The sequence below is a fragment of the Phytohabitans maris genome (assembly GCF_031085175.1).
GTDB classification, from domain to species: Bacteria; Actinomycetota; Actinomycetes; order Mycobacteriales; family Micromonosporaceae; genus Phytohabitans; species Phytohabitans maris.
On sequence record NZ_JAVHUY010000004.1, the window covers coordinates 262,890 to 287,606 of the forward strand.

General features: G+C 73.0%; 22 protein-coding genes. 11 read left to right on the forward strand and 11 right to left on the reverse strand.

The window, feature by feature from the left end:
• Window positions 1-11 precede the first annotated feature (11 nt).
• Window positions 12-1,466, forward strand: coding sequence for a glycoside hydrolase family 43 protein (locus RB614_RS06065; protein WP_308711360.1), 1,455 nt, complete (start codon window positions 12-14; stop codon window positions 1,464-1,466).
• A 4-nt stretch (window positions 1,467-1,470) separates the two neighbouring features.
• Here RB614_RS06065 and RB614_RS06070 read toward each other — a convergent pair whose 3' ends face one another.
• A complete protein-coding gene (locus tag RB614_RS06070; RefSeq protein ID WP_308711361.1) occupies window positions 1,471-1,827 on the reverse strand; it encodes a YciI family protein in 357 nt (118 codons plus the stop codon).
• Window positions 1,828-1,886: 59 nt separating this feature from the next.
• Between RB614_RS06070 and RB614_RS06075 the strand changes: the two genes are divergently transcribed.
• The 6 genes from RB614_RS06075 to RB614_RS06100 all read left to right on the forward strand — a co-directional run bounded on the left by RB614_RS06075 (window position 1,887) and on the right by RB614_RS06100 (window position 7,914).
• The gene (locus RB614_RS06075; protein WP_308711362.1) at window positions 1,887-2,531 is read left to right on the forward strand and encodes a sigma-70 family RNA polymerase sigma factor; all 645 of its coding nucleotides are present in this window, start codon (window positions 1,887-1,889) and stop codon (window positions 2,529-2,531) included.
• Window positions 2,515-3,603, forward strand: coding sequence for a hypothetical protein (locus RB614_RS06080; RefSeq protein WP_308711363.1), 1,089 nt, complete (start codon window positions 2,515-2,517; stop codon window positions 3,601-3,603). Before RB614_RS06075 ends, RB614_RS06080 begins: the two co-directional genes overlap by 17 nt.
• Entirely contained in the window at window positions 3,600-4,577 is a 978-nt protein-coding gene (locus RB614_RS06085) for an ABC transporter ATP-binding protein (RefSeq protein ID WP_308711364.1), read from the forward strand. The genes RB614_RS06080 and RB614_RS06085 overlap by 4 nt, the downstream gene beginning before the upstream one ends.
• Window positions 4,574-5,422 (forward strand): ABC transporter permease, encoded by an 849-nt coding sequence (locus tag RB614_RS06090; RefSeq protein ID WP_308711365.1) that lies wholly within the window; start codon window positions 4,574-4,576, stop codon window positions 5,420-5,422. Before RB614_RS06085 ends, RB614_RS06090 begins: the two co-directional genes overlap by 4 nt.
• Window positions 5,423-5,541: 119 nt before the next feature.
• On the forward strand, window positions 5,542-6,849 hold the full coding sequence (locus RB614_RS06095) for a M20/M25/M40 family metallo-hydrolase (RefSeq protein WP_308711366.1): 1,308 nt from the start codon (window positions 5,542-5,544) through the stop codon (window positions 6,847-6,849).
• Window positions 6,850-7,107: 258 nt separating this feature from the next.
• Window positions 7,108-7,914, forward strand: coding sequence for a bifunctional nuclease domain-containing protein (locus RB614_RS06100; protein ID WP_308711367.1), 807 nt, complete (start codon window positions 7,108-7,110; stop codon window positions 7,912-7,914).
• 116 nt (window positions 7,915-8,030) lie between these two features.
• On the opposite strand, the gene RB614_RS06105 is transcribed toward RB614_RS06100, so the two are convergent.
• Together RB614_RS06105 and RB614_RS06110 are read right to left on the reverse strand one after the other, a co-directional pair.
• Window positions 8,031-9,032, reverse strand: coding sequence for a magnesium transporter CorA family protein (locus RB614_RS06105; protein WP_308711368.1), 1,002 nt, complete (start codon window positions 9,030-9,032; stop codon window positions 8,031-8,033).
• A gap of 34 nt (window positions 9,033-9,066) precedes the next feature.
• Window positions 9,067-9,630 (reverse strand): dihydrofolate reductase family protein, encoded by a 564-nt coding sequence (locus RB614_RS06110; RefSeq protein ID WP_308711369.1) that lies wholly within the window; start codon window positions 9,628-9,630, stop codon window positions 9,067-9,069.
• A gap of 160 nt (window positions 9,631-9,790) precedes the next feature.
• Between RB614_RS06110 and RB614_RS06115 the strand changes: the two genes are divergently transcribed.
• Entirely contained in the window at window positions 9,791-10,306 is a 516-nt protein-coding gene (locus RB614_RS06115) for a SigE family RNA polymerase sigma factor (protein ID WP_308711370.1), read from the forward strand.
• 21 nt (window positions 10,307-10,327) lie between these two features.
• Window positions 10,328-11,539, forward strand: a complete 1,212-nt coding sequence (locus RB614_RS06120; RefSeq protein WP_308711371.1) for a hypothetical protein — start codon at window positions 10,328-10,330, stop codon at window positions 11,537-11,539.
• Between the two features lie 3 nt (window positions 11,540-11,542).
• Here the strand turns inward: RB614_RS06120 and RB614_RS06125 are convergent, their stop codons facing one another.
• From RB614_RS06125 to RB614_RS06160, 8 genes are all read right to left on the reverse strand, one after another.
• Window positions 11,543-12,529 carry a hypothetical protein gene (locus RB614_RS06125; RefSeq protein WP_308711372.1) on the reverse strand — a complete coding sequence of 329 codons (987 nt, stop codon included), beginning with the start codon at window positions 12,527-12,529 and terminating at the stop codon, window positions 11,543-11,545.
• Window positions 12,530-12,637: 108 nt separating this feature from the next.
• A complete protein-coding gene (locus RB614_RS06130) occupies window positions 12,638-14,071 on the reverse strand; it encodes a family 43 glycosylhydrolase (protein WP_308711373.1) in 1,434 nt (477 codons plus the stop codon).
• An 11-nt stretch (window positions 14,072-14,082) separates the two neighbouring features.
• A complete protein-coding gene (locus RB614_RS06135) occupies window positions 14,083-16,620 on the reverse strand; it encodes an alpha-L-arabinofuranosidase C-terminal domain-containing protein (RefSeq protein ID WP_308711374.1) in 2,538 nt (845 codons plus the stop codon).
• A 1,543-nt stretch (window positions 16,621-18,163) separates the two neighbouring features.
• Window positions 18,164-19,003 (reverse strand): ABC transporter permease, encoded by an 840-nt coding sequence (locus tag RB614_RS06140; RefSeq protein WP_308711375.1) that lies wholly within the window; start codon window positions 19,001-19,003, stop codon window positions 18,164-18,166.
• Complete coding sequence (locus RB614_RS06145; RefSeq protein WP_308711376.1) at window positions 19,000-19,869, reverse strand: ABC transporter permease; 870 nt, start codon at window positions 19,867-19,869, stop codon at window positions 19,000-19,002. Before RB614_RS06145 ends, RB614_RS06140 begins: the two co-directional genes overlap by 4 nt.
• Window positions 19,866-20,930: an ABC transporter ATP-binding protein gene (locus RB614_RS06150; RefSeq protein WP_308711377.1), complete on the reverse strand. Its 1,065-nt coding sequence runs from the start codon at window positions 20,928-20,930 to the stop codon at window positions 19,866-19,868. Before RB614_RS06150 ends, RB614_RS06145 begins: the two co-directional genes overlap by 4 nt.
• Window positions 20,927-22,123, reverse strand: coding sequence for an ABC transporter substrate-binding protein (locus RB614_RS06155; protein ID WP_308711378.1), 1,197 nt, complete (start codon window positions 22,121-22,123; stop codon window positions 20,927-20,929). The genes RB614_RS06150 and RB614_RS06155 overlap by 4 nt, the downstream gene beginning before the upstream one ends.
• A complete protein-coding gene (locus tag RB614_RS06160; RefSeq protein ID WP_308711379.1) occupies window positions 22,123-22,731 on the reverse strand; it encodes a hypothetical protein in 609 nt (202 codons plus the stop codon). Before RB614_RS06160 ends, RB614_RS06155 begins: the two co-directional genes overlap by 1 nt.
• 148 nt (window positions 22,732-22,879) lie before the next feature.
• Here RB614_RS06160 and ku point away from each other — a divergent pair, with 148 nt between their 5' ends.
• Window positions 22,880-23,884, forward strand: coding sequence for a non-homologous end joining protein Ku (gene ku, locus RB614_RS06165; RefSeq protein WP_308711380.1), 1,005 nt, complete (start codon window positions 22,880-22,882; stop codon window positions 23,882-23,884).
• Window positions 23,885-24,199: 315 nt separating this feature from the next.
• The gene (locus RB614_RS06170; RefSeq protein ID WP_308711381.1) at window positions 24,200-24,577 is read left to right on the forward strand and encodes an SH3 domain-containing protein; all 378 of its coding nucleotides are present in this window, start codon (window positions 24,200-24,202) and stop codon (window positions 24,575-24,577) included.
• The last annotated feature ends 140 nt before the right edge of the window (window positions 24,578-24,717 follow it).

The window sequence follows — 24,717 nt, forward strand, 5'->3', positions numbered from 1 at the left end:
GGAGACCCACCATGTCCAGAGCGCTTCACCGGTTCGGGGCCGTGCTCGCGGCCGCCTGCCTGCTCTTCGCGTCGTGGACGGCGGTCACGCCGGGGAGGGCGGCCGCGTTGGACCCGTTCACCGGATACCTGATGGCGCACTTCACCGGCGAATCGGCGACCGGCGAGCAGATCTACCTCGCGCACAGCACCGACGGTCTACGGTGGACAGACCTCAACAACGGCAGCCCGGTCCTCGTCTCGACGGTCGGCACCCGCGGCGTCCGCGACCCCGCGCTGGTCCGGTCACCCAGCGGCGACCGGTACTGGATCGTCGCGACCGACCTGCGGATCGCCAGCGGCACCTCGTGGAGCGACGCGGCCAACCGGGGCAGCACCTCGCTGGTCGTGTGGGAGTCCACCGACCTGGTCAACTGGTCGGCGCCCCGCCTGGTCAACGTCGCCGGCGGCATCTCCGGCGCGGGCAACGCCTGGGCGCCCGAGGCGATCTGGAACCCGGCCACCAACGACTACGTGGTCTACTGGGCCACCAACTCCGCACGCGACGGCGTCACCAAGCACCGCATCTGGTACGTGCGGACCAGCGACTTCCGCACGTTCACCGCCCCGCAGCTGTACATCAACCGGGGCAGCGGCCAGGGCATCATCGACACCCAGATCATCGAGGTGCCGGGCAGCGTCGGCGGCTACCGCTACTACCGGGCCTCCGCGGACGGGCACATCACCATCGAGGCCGGCAACTCCGTGCTCGGCTCCTGGACCACCCTCGGCAACCTGTCGCACATGGGCATCTCCAACGGCACCGGCGGCGGCAACGTGGTCGAGGGTCCGATGTGGGCACGGTTCAACGGGCGCGACGAGTGGGCGCTCTGGCTCGACCAGTACGCGACCGGCCGCGGCTACCTGCCGATCACCTCCACCAACCTCGGCAGCACGCAGAACTTCCGGACCCGCACCGACTACTCGATGGGCGGCAGACGCAAGCGGCACGGCTCCATCCTCAACATCACTGCGGCCGAGCAGAGCCGGGTGCTCGGCAAGTGGGGGAGCACCCTGCCGGTCAACCGGATCCAGTCGTACAACTTCCAGGACCGGTACGTGCGCCACGCCGACTTCGACGTGCGGATCGACGCCAACGTGAGCCCGGCCCAGGACGCCCAGTTCCGGATCCGGCCGGGCCTCGCCGGCGCGTCCGGCACCGTCTCGTTCGAGGCGGTCAACTTCCCCGGGTACTACCTGCGCCACTACGGCTTCGACTTCCAGCTCGCGGCCAACGACGGCAGCGGCACGTTCGCCGGCGACGCCACCTTCCGGCAGGTGGCCGGGCTGGCCAGCGCCTCGTGGGCGTCGTTCCAGTCGTACAACTACCCGGACCGGTACATCCGGCACTACGACTACGCGCTGCGGCTCGACCCGGTCGGCGACGCCCAGGCCCGCGCCGACGCGACGTTCCGGCTGACGAGCTGACCGTTCAGTCTTCGGCCACCTCGCGCAGCGAGCGCGGGGCGGGCACGTCCGCGAAGTGGATGTTGCCGGCGGGCACCATCCAGGTCATCACCCGCACCTCCAGCCGGCCGGCCCGGACCGCCGGGTCGGCCGCGCACAGCTCGCGGGCGGTGGCCGGGTCGACCGACATCACCGAGATCCCGCGCAGCCGCTCGTCGTCCTGGTCGGCGAGCGGCCCGCCGGCCAGCAGGTATCCCCGGTCGCGCAGGTCGGCGCGGAAGGCCAGGTGGGCGTCCTGCAGCGCGTCGGCCTCCGCCGGGCTCAGCTCCGGGGCGTCCGGCGGCCGTACCAGCAGGACGAGCGTGTGCCGGTCGAACCTCATCCCGCGAAGCGTAGTACCGGCGTGTGTCACATCCGCGCAGCCGGCGGTGCTTTCAAGATGTGGAGGAAGATGTAGAGCTCGCGGGGCACGGTGACACCGCACCGGCCGCCGCCGTGCCGGCGCTGCTGTCCCGTGGCGGCCGCGGCCCGGCGGCGAGGCGAGCCGAGCGGAGGGACGCCGTGGCCGTGTCGAAGCCTCCGGGACGAGCGGCCGTCCGTCCCGACCTCGAACAGGTCTTCCGCACGGCGTACCCGCGCGTCGTCGCGGTCGCCGCCCGCGTGCTCGGCTCCCGAAACGAGGCCGAGGACGTGGCCCAGGAGGTGTTCCTGACGTTCGGGCGCTCCGCGGTGCCGTCCGGGGAGGCGGTCGGCTGGCTCTGCGTCGCCGCGGCGCACACCGCCCTCAACCACCTCCGCTCCGGCCGGCGCCGCGCGTCCCGGGAGGAGGCGGCCGGCGGGAGCGACCGGGTGTACCCGGATGTCGCCGACGCGGTGGTGACCCTCGACGAGCGCCGCCGGGTCCGCGCGGCGCTGGCCCGGCTGCCCCGCAAGCAGGCCCTCGCGCTGGTCCTGCGGCACAGCGGCCTCAGTTACGCCGAGGTGGCGGCCGCTCTCGATCTCTCTCCCGGCAGCGTGGGCACCACCGTGCGCCGCGCCGAGTCAGCCCTACGCGAGGAGTTGAACCGTCATGCGTCATCCGACTGACGGCACCCTGCGCCGGCTCGTGGACGAGCCGGCCGGCGTCGCCGACGCCGATCGCGCGCACGTGGCGCGGTGCCCGGTGTGCCTGGCCGGGCTGGCCGCCGCCCGCGACGACGCGGCGGTCGCCGGCGCGGCGCTGGAGGTCGAGGTCGCCGCCGACGTGGACGCGGCGTGGGACCGGCTGTCCCGGGCCGCCGCGGTCGAGGGGCGCCGGGGTACGGCCACGGCCGCTCGCGCCGGCCGGTGGCGGGCGGCGCTGCGCAGCCCGGTGGTCGCCGTGGTCGGCGCCGTCACGCTGCTGCTCGGGGCGAGCGCCGCGGCCGCCGCGAACTGGCTGCCGATCTTCCACGCCGAGCGGATCGCCCCGGTCACCGCCCCGCGGGCCGACCTGATCAAGCTTCCCGAGCTCGACGACTTCGGCGAGATCACGGTGACCGAGGAGATCAGGATCCGCCAGGTCGCCGGCGCGGCCGCGGCGGAGGAGGCCAGCGGCCTGTCCGCCCCGCGGGTGGGCGAGCTGCCCCGCGGCGTCACCGGCGAGCCCGCGTACCACGTGCTCGGGCGGGTGGGCGCGACGTTCACGTTCTCGGCGGAGAAGGCCGGGCGGTTCGCGGCGGCGGCCGGGCAGACGCTGCCGCCCCCGCCGCCGGGGCTGGACGGCAGCCAGTTCCGGCTGACCGCCGGCCCCGGGCTCGCCGCGGTCTGGTCGCAGGGGCGTCCGGTGCCGGCGATGCTGGTGGCCCGGGCGAACGCGCCGGCCGCGTACTCCGCCGGCGTGCCCTTCGAGACCGCCCGCGACTACCTGCTCTCCCTGCCGATCCTGCCGGAGAACGTCGCGGCCCAGCTGCGCGGCTTTACCGCCGACGGGACGACGCTGCCGCTGTTCATGTCGGTGGAGAACATGACCAGCTCGGCCGCGGACGTCGGCGGGCGGCCGGCCACGGTGCTCACCTCGCGGGACGGCACGCTGGCGGCCGTGGTCTGGGTGGACGCCGGCGTGGTCACCGCGGTGGCCGGCTCGCTGAGCGCGGACGAGGTCCTGTCGGTGGCGCGCGGGCTGCGGTGGGACCGGTGACCGGCCAGGCGACGCGGCAGGAGGCCGCGCAGCGGGCGCTCGCCGGCCTGCCGCCCTCGGCCGCGGTGTGGTGCTCGGGGCTGCACAAGCGGTACCGGCGGCGGACCGCGGTCGACGGCGTGTCGTTCACCGTCGAGCGGGGCGAGGTGATGGGGCTGCTCGGCCCGAACGGCGCCGGCAAGACCAGCGTCATCAAGATGCTGCTCGGCCTGGTCCGGCCGGACGCCGGCGAGGTGCTGCTGCTGGGGCGCCCGGCGCGGGACCCGTACGCCCGGGCCCGCGTCGGCTACCTGCCCGAGCTCTTCCGGTACCAGCCGTGGCTCACCGCGGCCGAGGTGCTGGCGCTGCACGTGCGGCTCGCCGGCGTCGCCGTACCGGCCGGGGAGCGGCAGGAGGGCCTCGCCGCCGTGGGGCTCGGCGACCGCGCCGGCGACCGGGTGGGCGGCTTCTCCAAGGGCATGCAGCAGCGCCTCGGGCTGGCCGTCGCGCTGGTGGCCCGCCCGGAGCTGGTCATCCTCGACGAGCCGACCAGCGCCCTGGACCCGCTCGGCCGCGCCGACGTACGGGACCTGCTGCTCTCGCTCAAGGCCCGCGGCGTCGCGGTACTGCTCAACTCGCACCTGATCGGCGAGGTGGAGCGGGTCTGCGACCGGGTGGTCATCCTCGACAAGGGCCGGGTCGCCGCCGCCGGTACGCTGCCCGAGCTGCTCGGCCAGCGGGAGCTGCGGCTGCGGCTCGACCGGGTGGGCCCGGAGGCGCGGGCCCGGCTGGCGGCGGCCGGTCGGCTGACCCGCGGCGGCGACGCGTACACGGTGACGCTCCCCGCCGAGCTCGACGACGCCGCCGTACCGGACCTCGTGGCCGACCTGGTCGGGCTCGGGGTGCGGGTACACGCCGTGGAGCCGGGGCGGATCAGCCTCGAGGAGCGGCTGCTCGACATCCTCCGCACCGGCCCGAGCGAGGAGCGCTCATGACCGCCCGCACCGTACTCACGATCGCCGCGCTCACCCTCCAGGAGGCCGCCCGCCGGAAGGTGCTGCGTTCCCTCGCCCTGCTCACGTTCGCGCTGCTCGGCCTGAGCGCCTGGGGGTTCACCCGGCTGGACGCCGAGTTCGGGGGCCTCACCAGCGGCGAGGCCCGGCTGGCCGCCTCCGCGGTCCTCAACCTGGTGATGTTCGGCCTGAGCCTGATCGCCGCGCTCGGTACGGCGTTCCTGGCCGGACCCACCCTGGCCGGTGAGACCGAGTCCGGGATCGCGCTGGCGATGCTGGCCCGCCCGGTACGCCGCTCGGCGGTGCTGCTGGGCAAGTGGCTGGGGCTGGTGACGTTCGGCAGCGGCTACGTCGTGCTGGCCGGCCTCGCCCAGCTCCTCATCGTCCGGGTCACCATGGGTTACTGGCCGCCGCGGCCGGTGACCGGCCTGGCGTTGCTCGCCGCGCAGACCGCCGTGCTGCTCACGCTCGGCCTGCTGCTGTCCACCGTCGTCTCGCCGATGGCGTCGGGCGTGGTCCCGGTCGGCCTCTTCGGCGCCACCTGGATCGCGGGTGTGGTCGGCGCGGTCGGCGACGCCCTGGGCAACAGCGGCGTCGCCCGGGTCGGCACGGTCTCCCGGATGCTGCTGCCGACCGACGGGCTGTGGCGCGGCGCCATGAACGCGTTCCAGGATCCGAGCGTGCTGGCCCAGTTCGGGGTCGCGTTCGAGGGGCACCCGTTCCTGAGCGAGACCGGGCTCACGCCCGCCTACGTCGGCTGGGCCGCGCTCTGGGTCGCCCTCGTCTTCGGCCTGGCCGCGCTGGCCTTCCAGCGCCGCGACCTGTGAGCCGCACGAGCCGCTCCCCGCCCGTGATCGAAGCTCCCGTCAAGCCGTTCTAGCGACTTGACGGGAGCTTCGATCACGGAAGGGCGGCAGGGCCGCGCGCCCGCGGGTACGGTTCGGCTGTGCCTGCCGACCCGGCCGACGAGGCCGTCGAGCTGACCAGCGAGCTGATCGCCCTCGACACGACCAACGGCGCCGACACCGCCGCCCCCGGCCGCGAGCGGGTGGCCGCCGAGTACGTGGCGGCCAAGCTCGCCGACGCCGGGTACGCACCGACCTATGTGGAGTCCGGCGCGCCCGGCAAGGGAAACGTGGTGGCCCGGCTCGAAGGCGCCGACCCGGGGCGCGGCGCGCTGCTCGTCCACGGCCACCTCGACGTGGTGCCCGCCGACCCGGCGCAGTGGTCGGTGCACCCGTTCTCCGGCGAGGTGCGCGACGGGTACGTGTGGGGGCGCGGCGCCGTCGACATGAAGGGCATGGTCGCGATGGCGCTGGCCACCGCCCGGCGGTTCAAGATGGACGGTGTGGTGCCGCCGCGCGACCTCGTCTTCGCGTTCGTGGCGGACGAGGAGGCGGGCGGCTTCGCCGGCGCCCGCTGGCTGGTCGACCACCGCCCCGACCTCTTCGAGGGGGCCACCGAGGCGATCGGCGAGGTGGGCGGCTTCTCGGTCACGCTCGCCGGCGGCGTCCGCGCGTACCTGGTGGAGACCGCCGAGAAGGGTGCGATGTGGCTGCGGCTGAAGGTCAGCGGGACCGCCGGCCACGGCTCGATGGTCAACGACGACAACGCGATCGCCACCCTCGCCGCCGCCGTCGCCCGGCTCCAGGCGCACCGCTTCCCGGTGGTGCTCACCGACCCGGTACGCGACTTCCTCGCCGGCGTCGCCGAGATCACCGGCGTACCCTTCGACCCCGACGACCCGGAGGCGGCGGTGGCCCGGCTCGGGCACCTGTCCCGGATGATCGGCGCCACCCTCCGCGACACCGCGAACGTGACGAGGTTCGAGGCCGGCTACAAGGCCAACGTGGTCCCGTCGGTCGCGCGGGCCACTGTGGACGGCCGGATGCTGCCCGGCCGGGAGGCCGCGTTCGAGGCGGAGCTCGCCGAGGTGCTCGGCCCCGAGGTCGAGCGCGAGTGGGACACCCTGCCGCCGGTCGCCACGACGTTCGACGGCGCCCTGGTCGACGCGATGGCCGCGGCGATCGCCGCCGAGGACCCGGGCGCGCCGCTCCTGCCGTACATGCTCTCCGGCGCCACCGACGCCAAGTCCTTCGCCCGCCTGCGCATCCGACACTTCGGCTTCGCCCCGCTGCGGCTCCCGCCCGACCTCGACTTCACCGCCCTCTTCCACGGCGTCGACGAGCGCGTCCCGGTGGACGCCCTGCGCTTCGGCACCCGCGTCCTGGACCGCCTGCTGCGCACGAGCTGACCCCCGGGACCGCTTTCAAGGACGAGAATTTGGGCTACCGCGACGTCCGCGGTGGTCCGGACCGTTGCGCGGGGCCCCCGGGGAACGTGGAGCGCGGCGGAGCGTTTTCCTGGGGTGCGTTCCCGCCACGTCACCCTCCGCGTTCCGAACGCGCGGGCACACCCGTGACCAGCACCGATCGAGGGCGGTTGTGCGTCCGCGCGGGCCCGGCCCTACCCTCGTCATGTCCGGACGAGACCTGGGGTTTGGAGGACACACATGCCGGAGCTGATCGTGGTGGGCGTGCGGGCGGAGTCCTGGCGCGAGCCGGCGATGGTGCTGCTGAGGGATCCGGTGGCCGACCGCTACCTGCCGATCACCGCCAGCGCCAAGCCCGCCTCGGCCCGCTCCCGGGCGGCCGCCGGCGTGAGCCCGAGCCTGGTCCGGGACCTGCTGGCGGCCGTGGGGGCACCGGCCCGCCACGTGGAGATCGGCGCGGCCACCGACCGCGCCGTCCTGGTCCTGGGCGACGGGGTACGGGTGCAGGCGGCGCCGCTGGAGGCCGTCGCGCTCGCGCAGGAGGCGGGGGTGCCGATCCGCTGCACCGACGCCGTGCTCGCCGCCGACGGCGTGGCCGCCGGGGAGGCGGACACCGCCGGCCTGCGGTGGAACGTCGCCGACCCGGCACCGACATCCGCGTACCGGGTGCTCGACCTCGACGCCACGACCCAGATGGAGATCATCCAGCCGCGTGACGCCGGTGGCCGGGACGCCCCGGTGGCCCACCCGCCGGCCGGCGGCGCGATCCTGCAGATCCGCCAGGGTCCGGGGGCCGGCGCGGTCTTCGTGCTCGACGGCGACGTGGTCAGCTGCGGCCGCGACGGCAACAACGAGATCGCGCTCGACGGCGCCACGGTGTCCCGCAAGCACGCCGACTTCCACCGCCAGGGCGCGGGGTACACGGTCGCCGACCTCGACAGCCTCAACGGCACGTACGTCAACGGCGAGCGGGTCAAGACCGCCGCGCTGGCGGCCGGCGACGAGATCCGCATCGGCCGGTACCTGCTGACCTTCGCCGCCGGCTGACCGGCCCGCCCGGGCGGGCCGGCGGGCCCAAGAAACGCTCCGCTGCGCTCCACGTTTCCCCGGGGGCCCCGCGCAACGGTCCGGACCACCGCGGACGTCGCGGTAGCTCGAATCTTCTAAAGCCAGCCGCGTTTTCTGAGGTAGACGTAGAGGCCGGCGGCGGAGGCCGCGATCACCGCCGTGCTCAGGACGAAGCCCCAGGCGGTCATGTAGCCGGGGTAGGGGAGGTTCTGGCCGAAGAAGCCGGTCAGCGCGGTCGGCACCGCGATGACCGCGGCCCAGGCGGCGAGCTTGCGGGTGGTGTCGTTGAGGACGTTGCCCTGCTCGGCGAGGTCGGCCTGCAGCACGCCCTCGATCCGGTCGCGCAGGTGCTCCACCTCGTCGACGGTGTGCCGGGCGTGCTCCTCGACGTCGCGGTAGTACGGCTGGAGGCGTTCGTCGATGAGGTGCCCCTCGTCGGTGCGCATCGCCTGGCTGACCAGGTCGGGCATCGGCGCGACCGGCCGGCGGACGGCGGCCACCAGCTTGCGCAGCGCGACGCCGCGCATCCGCACCGGCCGGGGCGCCGCGCCCTCCTCCAGCAGCGCGTCCTCGACCGCGTCCATCGCCGAGTCCAGGCGCAGCGCGGCCGCGAACTGGCCCTCCACGACGACCGCGAGCAGCCCGTACAGCAGGAAGGAGACGCCGCCGGCGGCGGTGAGGGCGGCGTCCGCGTCCCAGCGCTGGACCAGGGGCGCGGTGTCGATGGACGACTTGCGCACGGTGATCAGCGCCCGGTCGGTGACGAACGCGCTGATCTCGTGCTTGGTCAGCCGCAACCGGTCACCGTCCGCGGCGATGTCGAGGGCGTAGACGTTGAGGAACAGATGCCCCGGGTACCGCTGCAGCTTGGGCGCCTCGTGGTCCTGCGCCGCGTCCTCGATCGCGAGCGGGTGCAGGTGGAACGGCTCGGCGATCGCCGCCAGGTCGGCCATCTCCGGGTCGTCGAGGTCCAGCCAGAGGACGGCGCGGGGATGCGCCGCCAGCTTCCGCGCGGCCTGGCCGGCGGGGAAGCCCTCGGCGATCACCGTGCCGTCCTCGTAGAGGCGGGTCTGGGTGGGGCAGGACGGTGGGTTCACCCCATAACCATGCTCTTGCCCACCGGCGGGTGTTTCAGGGGGTCGGCTGGTAGTGCGCCACGACCACCCGGCCGTCGAGGGTGCGCGAGTCGACGAGGCGCAGGCCCTGCCGGTGCCCGGACTCCGCGAAGAGCCGGCGGCCGCCGCCGAGGGCGACCGGGTGGACGGCGACGTGGTACTCGTCGATCAGCCCCAGCCCGCTCAGCGTCGCGGCGAGCGCGGCGCCGCCGGTCAGGAGCAGGTCGCGGCCCGGCCCCGCCTTGAGCGCGGCGACCTCGCCGGCCAGGTCGCCGCCGATGACGCGGCTGGTCCAGTCGTCGCCGGGGTACGCGCGGGAGAAGACGATCTTCGGGGTGGCCCGCCAGAACGGGGCGAAGGACGCCACGTGCGGATCGTCGGAGAGCGACTCGGCCCGCGGCCAGAAGTTCACCATCATCTCCCACACCGGCCGCCCGAACAGCAGCGTGTCGACCCGGCGATCCAGACCGTCCGAGTACGCCGACAGCTCCGGCCCCATCATCGGCCAGTCGAACTCCCCGTTCGGCCCGTCGACGTACCCGTCCACCGACGTGTGCACCCAGTAGATGATCTTTCGCATGACCCGCTCCTTCGGCTCGTTCCGGTTGCCTTTCAGAGCTGGGTCGGAGCGGGGTGGGCTTTCTCGACACGCTTTCGGGCCGGTTTTTTGCGCTCCGTGACAACCGGGTGATCAGCCGCGCCCGTCTCAGGGATGACATGGGCGGCGGAAGGGCGGGACGATGCGGGACGGTTCGGAACAGGAGTACGTCGACTACGTCACGGCGCGGATCCCCGCGCTGCGGCGGCTGGCGTTCCTCCTGGCCGGCGACGAGCACCGGGCCGACGACCTGGTCCAGCAGACCATCACCCGGCTGTACGTGAAGTGGCGGCACGCGCGGGCCGCCGACAACCTCGACGGGTACGTCCGGACGATGCTGGTCCGCACGTACGTGGACGAGCGGCGGCTGGGGTGGGCCAGGGTCCGGCTGTTTCGCGAGACGCCGGAGCCACCCCCGGCGTACCAGAACGACGGGGTCGAGGACCGCCAGGTCCTCCGGGCGGCGCTGCGCCAGGTACCCCGCCGCCAGCAGGCCGTACTGATCCTGCGCTTCTTCTACGACCTGCCGGTCGAGGAGGTGGCCGCCGCGCTGGGCTGCTCGACCGGAACCGTCAAGAGCCAGACCGCCCGGGGCCTGGCCACCCTGCGGCGCCTGCTCGGGGACCGGGAGCTGGCCGGCCACTCCACCGCGAACTGAACCACACTGAGGAGCCGATAGATGCCAACCGAGATCGAGCTGCTGCGGTCGCTGGACGACGAGCCGCGCACACCGTCCACCGTGGACGTCCGGCGGGCGGTCGCCGACGGGCGCCGGCGCCGGGCCCGCCGCGCGGTCGGGTACACGGGGGCCGCCGCGGTGACCGTCCTCGCCGTCGCCGGCGCGTCGGTCGTGGCGGCCGGGCTGGTCCGCGACACCGCACCGCGGGCCGGGGCGATCGCCGGGCCGCCGACCGCCACCACCCCGGCGGCGGCCCCGCCGGCAAGCTGCGCCCTCGAACGGCTGCCCGCCCCGGACGGCGCGCCGATGGCCCTGGTCACCGGCGCCGACCCGACCGGCCGGTACCTCGTGGGACGCTCGTACCCGCGGCCCGGCCAGTACCAGGCGGTGGTCTGGCACGGCGGCACGGCCACGAAGGTGCTGCTCCCCGGCGACCTGGAGGAGTCGCTGACCGACGTCAACTCGGCCGGCACCGCGGTCGGCTGGAGCTACACCGGCGGCGAGGGCGACGCCGGACCGGTCCCGTACGTCTACCGCGACGGCACGGTGTCGAAGCTGCCCGGCGTGGCCCGCGGCTCCGCGTACGCCGTGAACGACGCCGGCGCGATCGCCGGTGCCGACGAGAGCGGCCACGCGCTGCTCTGGCGGTCGGCGACGGCGCCGCCGACCCGGCTGCCGGTGCCCGCCGGCACGTCCGAGGCGCGGGCCAGCGACATCGACGAGGACGGCACGGTCGTCGGCACGCTCGACTACGAGCGGGCGTACGTCTGGCTGCCCGACGGCACCCACCGCCAGCTTCCGATGCCGGCCATCGACGGCGAGCCGGCCGCGACCGCCACCGTCGACAGCGTCCGCGACGGCTGGGCGACCGGCATGGCCACCAACGGCATCGGCCGCAAGGGCGACGGCGCCAAGGGCGTCAAGACCGCCGCCGTGCGCTGGAACGTCCGTACCGGCGAGGTCCGCGTCCTCGACGGCCTCGAGCACGTGGACGCGACGAACGCACACGGCTGGCAGGTCGGCGCGGACGGTCAGGGCCGCGCGGTGCTGGTCGCCGGCGACCGCACGGTGGTCCTGCCCGACCTGGCGGACCGCGCACCGGACGGCCTCTCCACCATCGCCAGCACGCTCAGCGACGACGGCCGTACGATCGGTGGCCAGTCCGACGACGCGTCCGGCACCATCCAGGCGGTGGTCTGGCGCTGCCGGTAGCGGTCAGTCGAGGCGGCCCGCGGCCCGCAGCACGGCCAGCGCGTCGGCGGTCACCCACGGGTTGGCCCGCCGCGCGCTGGTCCCGCCCCAGTCGACGCAGTCGTTGTGCGGTGCGATGTCGCCGGAGGTCCGGTAGAAGCGCGCCTGGGCCGGCCAGCCGTCCGCCAGCCGCGTCGACTCCAGCAGGTCCAGCGCGTCGGCGCAGCGCGGGTCGCCGAGCAGGCCGAGCTCGGCCATCGCCTTGAGCCCGCCGAGGATGTCGTAGTGCCAGTACAGCGGGTAGTGCAGCTTGGCGAACTCGGCCCGGATGAGCGCCCCGCTGCTCACCCGGTACGCCAGCCGCCGCACCAGGAACACCTCGGCCGCCGCCCGCGCGGCGCTCCGGGCCTCCGGCGTCCCGTGCGCCCACAGCCCGCGCATCGGCAGCAGCGTCTCAAAGAACGACGAGGTGTCGGCCGCGGGGTCGCGGTCGCAGTTCCAGCCGCCGTCGGGCCACTGCCAGTGCAGCAGCAGCCCGGCCAGCCGGTCGCAGCGCCCATCGGCCAGGCCGAGCCTGGTCAGAGACCAGAGCGCGTTCCCCTGCTGCGAGGCGTGCGCGCGGTGCCGGCCCCGCACGACCGGCACGCCAGCCCGCCCGTAGGCCGCCGACTTGGTCGCGATTTCCACATCCCGCTGGTACGACTCGTGCAGCCACTCGTCGAGCACCTGCTCGCGCAACGGGTGCAGGGTCTCGTCGCCGGGCGGGTAGCCGAGGTCGGCGAGCGCGCTGAGCGCCCAGTGCGCCCCCTGCCACTTGGCGTAGACCCCGGGCCGCCCCGCCCCGCCGAGCGGTGCCAGCAGCCGCCGGACCACGGCCGAGCCGCGCACCTCCTCGCGCAACGCCGCCATCGCGGGGGAGTCGGCCGGCTCGCCCAGGACCCGCGCCCGGACCTTCCACCGGATCGCGGGCTCCGCCGACGCGAGCAGCGCCTCGACGACGGGCTCGTACACCCGCCCGATTCTGCCAGAGCACCCCTCCACGTGATCGAAGCTCCCTTCACGTCGCTAGAACGACTTGACGGGAGCTTCGATCACGGGCGTGGGGCGGGCGGCGGCGGCTCAGCTGAGCAGGAAGCGGCCGCGCGCGCCGCCCGGCGATCCCACGGTCAGCCGGCCCTGGTCGTGCAGCAGGTACCGCTCGGGGTCCGCCGCCAGCCGCAGCGCCACGCCGCCGGCGCCGCGTACCCGGTGGAAGGCGGTCTCGACCGGGTCGAGCCGGACCGTGCCGCCCACCACCGCGACGTACCGGTCGGGGAGGTCGACCGACTGGATGGTCTCGGTGCCGTCGCCGGCGGCCGCGGCGACGAACCGGAACTGGCTGCTCGCCAGCTCCCGCACGTCACGCTGGACCCGCAGCGCGCCCTCCTCGTGCCGCACGTACGCGTCGCGCGCGTCCACAGGGGAGAGTCGCACGATCGGTCCGCCCTCGCCCACCGGCACCCCGAACAGCGGCGTGCCGTCGCGGTGCCAGTAGAGCTTCTGCACGCGGGTGTGCCGGTTCGGGTCGTAGAGCGGGTCGCCGGTGATGTCCCGGTAGTCCCGGGCGTGGTAGACGAGCACGTCCGTGACGCCGTCCTCCGCGACCGTGAACGTGTTGTGTCCCGGGCCGTACCGCCGGGTCCGCTCGTCGGTCACGAAGACCGGGTCGGGCGTCTTGGCCCAGCAGGCGCGGTCGAGCAGGTCCGCGCCGGCGTCCGCGGTGAGCAGACCCATGCAGTACCGGGCGTCGGTGGCGCTCGCCGAGAACGTGAGGAACACCCGTCCATTGCGGACGATCGCCGCCGGCCCCTCGTTGACCCGAAACCCCTGGATCTCCCAGCTCCGCGTCGGCGTGGTGAGGCGTACCGGCTTCGTGGCGATCGACCACGGCGTGTCCATCCGGGCGATGTAGAGGCTGGAGTTGACCGCGATCTCCGGCTCGCTCTGCGCCCACACCAGGTACCGCCGCCCCCGGTGCGCGAACGTGGTGGCGTCCAGCGAGAAGCTGTCCCACTCGGTGGCGATCTGCCCGCGCAGCGTCCAGCCGGCCGGGTCGCGCGGGTCGGGCAGCGGCGACTCCAGCACGTACATCCGGATCCGGAACACGTCGTCGGAGTCGCCGGCCGCGAAGTAGATGTACCAGCGGCCGTCGATCCGGTGCAGCTCCGGCGCCCAGATGTGGCCGCCCATCTTCCCGCTCGCCGGCCGCCGCCACACCACCGTCTCCGCCGCCGCGGCCAGGCCGGCGATGGTCGGCGCGCCGCGCACGACGAGCCGGTCGTACTCCGGCACCGAGCCGGTGAAGTAGTACATGCCGCCGGTACGCCGGGTGATGAACGGGTCGGCGCGCTGCTCGATCAGCGGGTCGGCGGTCGGCACGCCGTAGATCTCCGCGTCCGAGCGGTCCGGGTCACCGGCCACGGCGGAGCGGGCGAGCGTCGACGTGGCGAGCCCGGCCACGATGCCGGTGGCCGCGGCGCCCTTGAGCAGGGCGCGCCGGTCGAGGGTTGCCATCGTGTCCCACCTCACCTGGTCTTGATCCGCAGGAACGTGACGGAGTACGGCGCGAACGTCCAGGTGAACGCCGAGCGAATACCGTCCACTGTGGTCGTCACCGGCTGGATCGGCTCGGCGGTACGGGTGTTCTGCTCGCCCGGGTCGCCGGTGATCACGGTCATCCGGGCCTTGTCGCGCACCCGGAGGCGGCCCAGGTCGACGCGGGTGACGGCGGCCTTCTCCTGGGCGTTGACCACCTTGACGATCAGCTCGCCGCTGGCGTCGTCGCGGGTGACGACCTGGGCGAACGGCTGGGTCACCCGGTCGTCGGTGAAGCCGCCCCACTCCTGCCCGTCGAGGAAGAGCGTGACCTTCGTGCCGCGCACCTGGATCCGGATGTCGTAGGTGGTGCCGGTGGTCACCGAGTTCGGCTTGGCGACCATGATCTCCTTGCCGCCGTTGGTCGCCTTCTCGACCGCGCCCTGGGTGTTGTTCCAGCCGCCCAGGTTCCACCAGTAGAAGTTGCCGGAGTCCTTGACGCCGAAGCCGACGAGAAAGCCCTCGGCGCCGGCGTTCTTCGTCGCCTTGACGCTGTAGTCGTAGTCGGTGGCCGTGATGTCGGCGGCCGCCACCATCGTGTCCTGCGCCGCGGTGTCCGACTGGGTGTACGCCCCGTCGACCACCGCCCAGGTGCCGCGGTTGGCGACCGGCGTCCACGCGCCCGCCCCGGTCGAGAAGTCGTCGCCGAACAGCACCGTCCCGTCCGGTGCGGTCACCTTCACGTCGTCGTACGTGGCGGAGGTGGCCCATGTGGACAGTCCAATGCGGCCGGTGATCGGCTGCGGCTGGCTGCCCGGCCCGGTCATCGTCGTCGGCACGGTACGGTCGCCGACGTTGTTCATGAAGAGCTTCTGCACCTGGTAGCTGGTCGAGCCCCACGACTCGTCGTTGTCGAACCAGATGAGGTCCGGCCGCCACTGCACGTGGTCGATGTTCGCCAGCAGCGGCGCGTACGACGCCATCTTCACGATGTCGGCGTTGCGCTCCAGCCCGGTCATGTACGCCGCCTCGGCGAGCGAGTTGAGCAGCTTGTTGTCCTGCGACGCGTACTCGCCGAGGAAGACCTGCGGTCCCGCGCGGTCGTAGGCGTCGTAGCGGGCGTTGTTCTGCAGGAACCAGGTGGGGCTGTTGTAATAGTGCTCGTCGACCATGTCCACATCGGAGGCCCGGTTGAGCTCCCACAGCCGGTCGAACGTGCCGCCCGCGTCGTCCGGCCCCGAGTTGCTGACCACGGTGATGTCCGGGTAGCGGGCCTCGATGGCCGACCGGAACCGCTGGAAGTTCGCGAAGAACTGGTCCGGCAGGTTCTCCTCGTTGCCGACCGCGACGTGGGTGAGCCCGAACGGCTTCGGGTGGCCCATGCGCGCGCGCAGCCCGCCCCAGGTCGAGGTGACCGGCCCGTTGGCGAACTCGACCAGGTCGAGCGTGTCCTGGATGTGGCGCCGCAGCAGGGCTTCGTCGTCGGTGGCGCGGTTTTGCCCGCAGCCGGTCACGAGCGCCGGCACCACCGGCAGCGGCATCGCCCCGATGTCCTCGGCGAACTGGAAGTACTCGAAGTAGCCGAGCCCGTAGGACTGGTTGTAGCCCCAGAAGTTGGCGTTGGTCGCCCGGGTCTCGACCGCGCCGACGGTATCCTTCCACTGGTACGAGCGGGCGCGCGGAAAGCCGGACGCGGCGTCGTAGCCGTACATGCTGCCGGTGTTGACGAGGCAGCCGCCGGGCAGCCGGATGAAGCCGGGCCGGAGCGCGGCGATCTTCTCGGCGAGGTCGCGACGCAGCCCGTTCGGCCGCCCCTTGTAGGTGTCGCGGGGGAAGAGCGAGACCATGTCCAGCCGCAGCGTGCCGGTGCCCGCGGCGCGCACCGAGAGCCGGCCCCGGTCGGTGGTGCGGGTGGCGCGCAGCGTGCCCGTGTACTTCGCCCAGCCGTCGCCGCGCACGCTCAGCGCGAGCGGCGCCGCGAGGGCCGCGCCGTCCGCGTCGTGCAGCGTGACCGTCACCGGCGTGCCGCCGGGCGCGTCGGTGCGCGCCCAGACCGAGAAGTCGTATCGTTCGCCGGCGCCGAGAGCGAACCCGGTGTTGTAGCCGGCGTTCGTCACACCGAAGCGGCCACCGTCCGGATTGGACAGATCGAGCCGCAGATACGTGCGGTTGCGCTCGTCGAGCCGGCCGGCGTCGTCCACGGTCGCCGCGGCGCCGGCACCGCCACCCGCACCGCCGGCCGTCCACGCGGTCATCCCGGTGTACGACTGGTTGTCGGCCGGGAGAAACTCGAAGGAGCGGTTGCGCACGAGCTCGGCGTAGAGGCCGCCGTCCGCGGCGAAGTTGATGTCTTCGATGAAGATGCCGTACATCCGGTCGCTGATCTCGACACCCCGCCCGGCCGGGTCGACCTTGATCTGGTACTCCGGCACCGCGGCCGGCGCCGCCACGGTCGGCGCCGCCGACCCGACCGAGACACCCATCAGCGCGGCGGTGGCCAGCCCGAGAAGCCCGCGTCGTCGAAGCATGCGTCCCTCCCTATGTGAGCGATAACATCGCACCACGCACATAGATCAATGTGAGCGCTAACAACCCCCGCAGTATTTCCCGCGCGTTACGAAAGGTCAAGGGCCGAAATCCGATAGCCGCCGGCCCCGCCCCGACCCTTCCCCAAGCGATTTCGCCCCGGTCCGCGCCAGCCGCGGACCGCACGCTCCCGCGGGCACCGCTCCGGCCGGCGGCTCGCAGCGCTCGCCGACTGCCCCGGCCTCCACTGCCAGGTCCGCGCGCCAAGCCCCGCACTCCACACGCACACCGCCACGGCCGCGCTCCACCGCCACGTCGCGGTCCTTCGCCGCCGCCCCGCCCCGCCGGAGTTTGGTGTCCGCTGGAGTTCGGTGCCTGCCGGGGTTTCGGGGCCCGCCGGGTCCCGTCGGTGCGGCACGCACGACCCTGCGACCGCATCCGCCGGGTGTCCGTGCGCGGACCTCTCGATCTGCACGCACGGACGGGGCTGTGCGGCATCCGCGGGGGGTATGTGCGCGGGGGTATGTGTGCGCGGACCTCTCGAACTGCACGCGTGGACGGGGCAACCCGTGAACGGGAGGCGTGGGTGTGTGTGGGCGGGAGCTCTGGAGCTGCACGCGCGGACGGGGCAACCCCTGCACGGGATGCGTGGGTGTGAGCGGGCGGGAGCTCTGGGGCCGGCACGCGCAGGGCGGGGTGAGCCTTGTGAGCCGGGATGCGCAGCACGTGCGACGGAGGTTCTCGCGCCGCACGCGCCGACGGGCGAAGGTTTGCGCGAAATGCCTGGCGTGTCCGCGCGGAGCTGCACGCGCGGTTGGAACCGGTGCGGCATGCGTGGCGTGTGCGTGCGAAGGCTGTCGCACCGCACGCACAGGCGGGGCAGCTTGAGAGCCTCCCGCGCACAGGCATCGGTCTGGCGCGGCGCGGTGGGTGGGTGGGTGTCGTCGGTGCGCACCATGGACGGCCGGGCGGGCGTCTCCTCGATCGACAGTTCAGACACGCGCACGCCGATCTCGGCGCAGCACCCCCCGGAGTCGCATGCATGCGGGACCGCGATATGGCGCTTCGCGCACCGCATGGCGCCGATTGCGGGCGAACGATCACCGGCCCGCCCGAGCCGACCGCATTCTTGCCTTGATCGGCGCTGCGAGATCGGCCTGATCGAGGGACGCACGGCTCAACGGCGGACCGTCCCAGCAGATCGTGGTACGGATCCGCCCGCCCGGGGGCACCTGCGTACCACGATCTCGACGACCGCCCGGTGATCGCCGTCCGGGGGCCGGGTGGCGGCCAAGCGGTCCTTGGCGTGTCCAGTTCACGGCCTTGATCGAACTCACGTGAGTGGGACCAGCGCCGATGGGCGAGAGGCTGTCGCGCCGCATGCGTAGGCGGGGGAGCCTGAGAGCCTCCCGCACGCACGCGTCGGCCTGGGGCGGCGCGGTGGTGGGTGGCGGGGATGAGTGGGTGGCCGCGACCGGGTGCGGAGGGTGAGGCCGCGGGAGCGACGGTCTGGACCACGGCGGGCGTCGCGGTAGCCCGATTCTTTCAGTCGACGTCCTCCTTGACGCGGGCGACGAGCTGGGTGGGGTTGACGAAGCGGAGGGCGACCACGACGAGCACGAGCATCATCGACGTGTAGATGACCGCCATCGCGTCGACGGACTGCTGGGCGCGGATGCCGGCGGCGGACATCGAGTAGTAGAGGGCGACGACGAGGGTTTGCGAGTCCGGGCCGGCGGTGAGGAACGTCAGCTCGAACATGCCGACCGTGCGGACCAGCACCAGGATCGAGGCGGCGAGGATGCCGGGCACGAGCAGCGGGGCGAGGATGCGCAGGAACACGTGGCGGGTGCGGGCGCCGCACATGCGGGCGGCGCGTTCGATGGCGGGGTCGATCTGCTCGATGAACGGGGTCATGGTGAGGATGACGAACGGCACCGAGGGGACCAGGTTGGCGAGCACGACACCGGAGAGGTGGCCGGCGAAGCCGTACTTGTAGAGGACCGTGGCGAGCGGGATGCCGTAGGTGATCGGGGGCATCAGGATCGGCAGCAGGAAGAGCAGGTAGAGCACGCGGCGGCCGAGGAAGGAGCGGCGGGCCAGCACGTACGCGGCGGGGACTCCGATGAGGACGGAGATGCCGACCACGAGCGCGGAGACCTCGACAGTCACCAGCAGCACGTGCAGCAGGTCGAACTCGTCCCAGGCGGCGGAGTACCAGTCGGCGGTCCAGCCCTCCGGCAGCCAGGTGTCGAACCAGCGGGTGCCGAACGAGCTGACCACCACCGAGCCGATGACGCCGGCCAGGTTGACGAAGAAGAACGCGACGAGCCCCCACACCAGCCAGGCGGCCGGTCTGGCCACTATGGAGCGCCGTGGCCTCATCCCTTGCCTCCCGCGGTCGAGCCGGTGTAGAGCAGCGAGCGCCAGCCGAGTACGGCGGCGATCACCAGCAGCTCGACCGCGCCCATGATGACCGCGATCGTGGCGGCCATCGGGTAGTCGTAGCGCACGTACGCCTCCTCGTAGGCGGCGATCGAGATGACCCGGGTGGAGCCGGCGGGGTCGCCGACCAGCACGGCCGACGGGAAGACGCTGAACGCCAGCACGAACGTCAGGCAGAACGTGGTCGCCAGCCCGGGTGCGAGCAGCGGCAGCGTGATCCGGCGGAAGCGTTGCCAGCTGCCGGCGCCGAGGGTGGCGGCGGCCCGTTCGAGGGTGGGGTCGATGCCGGACAGGTACGAGAGGACGAGCAGGAACGCGAACGGGAAGCCGGTGATGACGAGCGAGAAGAACACGCCCCAGTAGTTGTTCGTCAGCCGTACCGGGTCGCCGGGCAGGATCCGGTTGAACCAGCCGGTCGGGCCGAGGAAGTTGAGCAGTCCCTGCGCGGTGAGCACGGTGCCGAGCGTGACCGGTACGACGAGCAGGGTGGTGAGCAGCCGCTTGCCGCGGAACCTGCCGCGCATCCGGTAGGCGATCGGCACCGACGCCACGACGTTGAGCAGCGCGGCGGGGAGCGCGAGGCGGAGCGTGGTGAGGATCGTGTCGCGCTGGTACGCGTCGGCGAAGAACTCCCGGTAGGCCGAGAACGGCCCGCCCCGCTCGGGCTGGAAGGAGAGGCCGACGCCGTAGAGGAACGGGTAGACGAAGAGCAGCACGACGAACGCGGCCGCCGGCACGAGGAGCAGGAGCTGGCGGTCGATGCCGCGCTCGGCGAGGCGGTGCCGGAGGGCGGTGGAGTGTCTCATGTGGACGCCGGGAAGACGAGGAGCCGCGCCGGGTCCACAGTGAACTGTACCTTGTCGCCGGGCGCGGGGCGGGTGGCGGCCGCGTCGCGCAGGTACAGCCGCACGCCCTCGGCGGTGCGGGCCTCGACCGCCACCTCGCGGCCGTGGTACTCGACCACCTCCACCGTGGCGGGCACGCCGGCGCCCTCGGCGATCCGTACGTCCTCGGGGCGCACGGCGGCGACGACCGGGTCGCCCGGCTGGATCACGCCGACCGGCGTACCCGTCAGGCGCAGGCCGTCGCCCTCCACGCCCGCCTCCGCGCCGGTGACCGTGGCGGCCCGCAGGCGCAGCAGGTTGCGGTAGCCCATGAAGTCGGCGACGTGCCAGTTGGCCGGGCGGCCGTGCAGCTCCTCCGGCGTACCGACCTGCTGGGTGCGGCCGTCGCGCAGCAGCACCAGCCGGTCGGCGAGGGAGAGGGCCTCCTCCTGGTCGTGCGTCACGTACACGGTGGTGAGGCCGAGCGACTGGTGCAGCCGCCGGATCTCGGTCCGCATCTCCAGCCGCAGCTTGGCGTCCAGGTTGGACAGTGGCTCGTCCATCAGCACCAGGGAGGGCTCCAGCACGACCGCGCGGGCGATCGCGACCCGCTGCTGCTGGCCGCCGGAGAGCTGGCCGGGGAGCTTGGCGGCGTGCTCCTCCAGCCGTACCAGGCGGATGGCCTCGTCGGTGCGGCGCCGCACCTCGGCGCGGGACAGGTGGCGCATCTGGAGGCCGAACGCCACGTTGCCCCGGACGGACATGTGCGGGAAGAGCGCGTAGTTCTGGAACACCATGCCGAAGCCGCGCCGCTCCGGCGGCAGCGTGTCGAGCCGCCGGTCGTCCAGCCAGATGCCGCCGCGGGTGAGCGGGAGCAGGCCGGCGAGGCAGTTGAGCGCGGTCGACTTGCCGCAGCCGGAGGGGCCGAGCAGAGCGATGAACTCGCCGCGCCGGATGGTGAGGGTCAGGTCGGCGAGGGCTTCGTGCCCACCGAAGCTGCGGCTCACCCCGTCGAGCCGCAGCTCCGCGAAGCCTTCGGTCATTTCGCCACCTTGCCGCCGCCGATCTCGCGGTCCCACTTGCCGAACGCCTCGACGAGCGCCTTGGCGTCCAGCGGGACCTCGAGCGGGTTGCCGGCGATGAGGCTCTCGTACTCGGGGCGGCCGAACTCCTCGATGGCCGCCCGGCTCTCCTGCGGCGCCATCGACAGCGGTACGTCCTTGACCGCCGGGCCGGGGTAGAAGTAGCCCTTGTCGTACGCCTTGGCCTGCTGCTCGGCGGTGAGCATCCAGGCCAGCAGGGTGAGCACGGCGGCCTGCTTGTCGGTGGAGACGCCCTTCGGCACGACCGCGTAGTGCGCGTCGGTGACCCAGTGGAAGCCCTGGAGCGTACCGATCTTCGCCTCCTTGGGTACGGTGCCGAGCACCCGCGGGTTGATGTCCCAGCCGGTGGTCGAGACGATGATCTTCGCGGAGCCGTTGGCGAGGTTCTTCATCGTCTCGCCGGTGCCGGAGGGGTAGAGCGTGACGTACTTGTCCAGCTCCTTCAGGTACGCCCAGGTCTTGGCCCAGCCGTTCACCGGGTCCTTCGGGTCGGTGTCGCCGAGCAGGTAGGGGAGCCCCATCAGGAACGTGCGCCCCGGTCCGGAGTTGGAGGGGCGGGCGTACTGCACGGCGCCCGGGTTGGCCTTGGCGTAGTCGAGCAGCGCCTGGGCGGTGGTGGGCGGGTTCGGCACGTTCTTCGGCAGGTACTCGATCAGCGGGCCGGACGGGTAGTAGGTGATGGTGACGCCCGCGTTGCCGGCCAGCTTCTGCATCGCCGCCGCGCCCTCGGAGTAGCCGGTCATGCCGGGCACCCGGTCGGCGTACGTGGGCAGCAGGTCGATCCAGAGCCCCTGGTCGATGCCGGAGGCCAGCCCGTCGACGCCGGTCAGCACCAGGTCGATGTCGACCCGGTTGGCGCCCTGCTGCGCCTTGATCTTGCCGACGAGCTCCGGCGAGGGCGCCTTGGAGTAGGTCACCTTCGCGACGACGTCCTTGTTCCGCTCCACGAACTCGTCGATCATTCCCTGGGTCAGCTGCAGGTTGCCGGCGACGTCGAGGATGTTGAGGTTGACCGCCGAGGCGGGCTTCTGCGGCACGGCGCCGCCGGTCTGGGTGGCCGAGCCACTGGAGTCGGGCGCGCCGCACGCGGCGAGCAGGGCAACGGCCGCGAACGCGGCGAGGTGGCGGCGCATCATCGGACCCTCACACTCTCGGGCGGACCGAAGTAGCTGTACGGCAGCGGCGCGGTGGCCACCACCAGCTTCTGTACGACCACGGTCGGGTCGACCATCCACAGCTTCAGCGTGTGTACGCCGGGGCGGTCGACCGTGTGCGTGGTCGTGGTCCGGTTGACGTTGTCGGAGGTGTTGCGTTCCCACTGGCGGTTCATGGTGGTGTCGTTCGCGCCGGTGGCCGCCGTGACGTTGACGACCTGGGGCGCTTCGCCGTCGATCGAGACCGCGTACCGCAGGCCCTCGGTCGGCAGGACGTTGTTGCGCGGCGAGAGGTACGCGGTGACCGTGACCGGGCCGCTGGTGGTGAGCGTCATCGTGTACTCCAGGCGCGGGCTGCCGCCGCCCGGGACCTGGCTCGGCGCGGCGACCGGCACCGGCGTGACCCCGTTGCCGGTCCGTCCGATGTGGGGGATCACCCGCCAGCCGCCGACCGCCCCGCTGTAGTGGTCCGCCTCGATCGAGACGTACCCGTTCGCCTCGACGAAGCCCCGGGCGGCGGCGGGCAGTGGGGCGGAGGTCGTCACGAGGGCGGCGATCAGCAGGATCGTGGGGGTCGAGCTACGCATGTCGCGCTCGCTTTCGGAATTCTTCCGGAAGAACTCCGAAGCTAGCCTGCCGCCCGCCGGACAGTCAAGGCTCTCGATCATCTGCCGCGCGGGATTGTCTCCGGCGGCGGTGGGTAGTTGTCCCGTCAGGAGAGGGAGAGGAGACGGCGTGGCGCGGCCGATCTGGAGTGGTGTGATCAGCTTCGGGCTGGTGTCCGTGCCGGTGCGGCTGTACTCGGCCACACAGGAGCACGAGGTGTCCTTCCACCAGTTCGAGAAGGGGACCAGCGACCGGATCCGCTACCGCCGGGTGAACGAGCGCACCGGCGACGAGGTCGAGTTCGCCGACATCGTCAAGGGCGCCGACGTGGGCGGCGGCGAGTACGTGATGCTCGACCCGGACGACCTCGACGCGGTAGCGCCCGGGCGTTCGCGGTCGCTGGAGGTACACGCGTTCGTCGCCCTGGACGACATCGACCCGGTCTACTACCAGCGCACGTACTACCTGGCGCCGGGCGGCGACGAGACCGCCAAGACCTACGCCCTGCTCCGCGACGCGATGGCCGAGGCCAACCGGGCCGCGATCGGCACGCTGGTCATGCGGAGCAAGGAGTACCTGGCCGCGATCCGCCCGCAGGACGGCCTGCTGGTGCTCCAGACGATGCACTTCGCCGACGAGGTCCGCGACCCCCACGACCAGCTCGACTCGCTGCCCGGCAAGGTCAAGCTGAGCCCGCAGGAGCTGCGCATGGCCGGCCAGCTGATCGACTCGATGAGCACCGCGTGGCAGCCGGCCGACTACCGCGACACGTACACCGACCGGGTCGGGGAGCTGATCGAGGCGAAGAAGCAGGGCGCCGAGGTCACGCTGGCCGAGCGGGCCCCCGAGGCCACGAACGTGACCGACCTGATGGACGTCCTGCGCCGCAGCGTCGACGCGGCGAAGAGCTCGCGGGGCGAGGCCCGTAAGGGCGGCCGCGAGAAGGCCGCCGCAGCGAAGAAGGCGGCCTCCGCTCCGGCCAAGAAGAAGGTGGCTCCGGCCAAGAAAGCCGGTGCGGCTGGTGCGGCCAAGAAGGCTGGTCCGGCGAAGAAGGCTGGCACGGCGAAGAAGGCTGGCACGGCGAAGAAGGCTGGCGCGGCGAAGAAGGCTGGCGCGGCGAAGAAGGCCGCCTGAGCGGTATTCCAATCTGATTTGCCCCGGCCCGCATCAGTGGCGGACCGTTCGCGCCGGGGGCCCCGCTGCCGGCTCCGCGCGGGTTTCCGCGCGCCGCCGCCCGGACCGAGACGCGCGTGCGCGGAGCTCTGGAGCTGCACGCACGAACGGGGCACCCGACCTGCCCGCGAGACGGTGGGGAGGCCACCGGCGCGCGCAGCTGACTCGCCGCCGACCTGGGTCATTCGGCGCCGGCCGAATGACATCCGTCCCGAGAGTCCAGCGGGCCGACGATGGAGGCAGACCGCCGTTCGCGGATCAAATGGGGAGGATCACGTGATCAGTTCTGTCAAACGCTGGTCGTTGGCCGTCGTCGCGGCAGTGGGCGTTTCGGTGGCCGGTGCCGGCTTGGTGGCCACGCCCGCCCGAGCCGCGCCGGCCGGCGGGGCGGCGTCGCCGCTCATCTCCTACTGCGACACCGGCCGCGTGGCGGTGACCGCCACGTCGGTGAACATCCGCGTCGCCCCGCGGGTCGACGCGCCGGTCCTGACCCAGGGGCGCAGTGGCGGCCAGTACAACTGCATCGGCTACGCGCTGGGGGATCGTTACACGGCGTGCGGGGTCAGCAACGGCAACGGATGGCTCGTGATCCCGTTCGGGAATCCGGTCGAGTACTACGGTTTCGCGGTCCAGGCCTGCTTCCGCGACGTCTGATGTGGACGCCGGACGGCGGCCGAGGCCGCCGTCCGGCGAACCGCTAGTACCCGAGCCGGTCGACCACCTCGACCGGCGCGCGCCCCTCGCCGAGCAGGATCGCGGCCGGCCGGGCCCGCTCGATCTGCCGGATGCCGCCC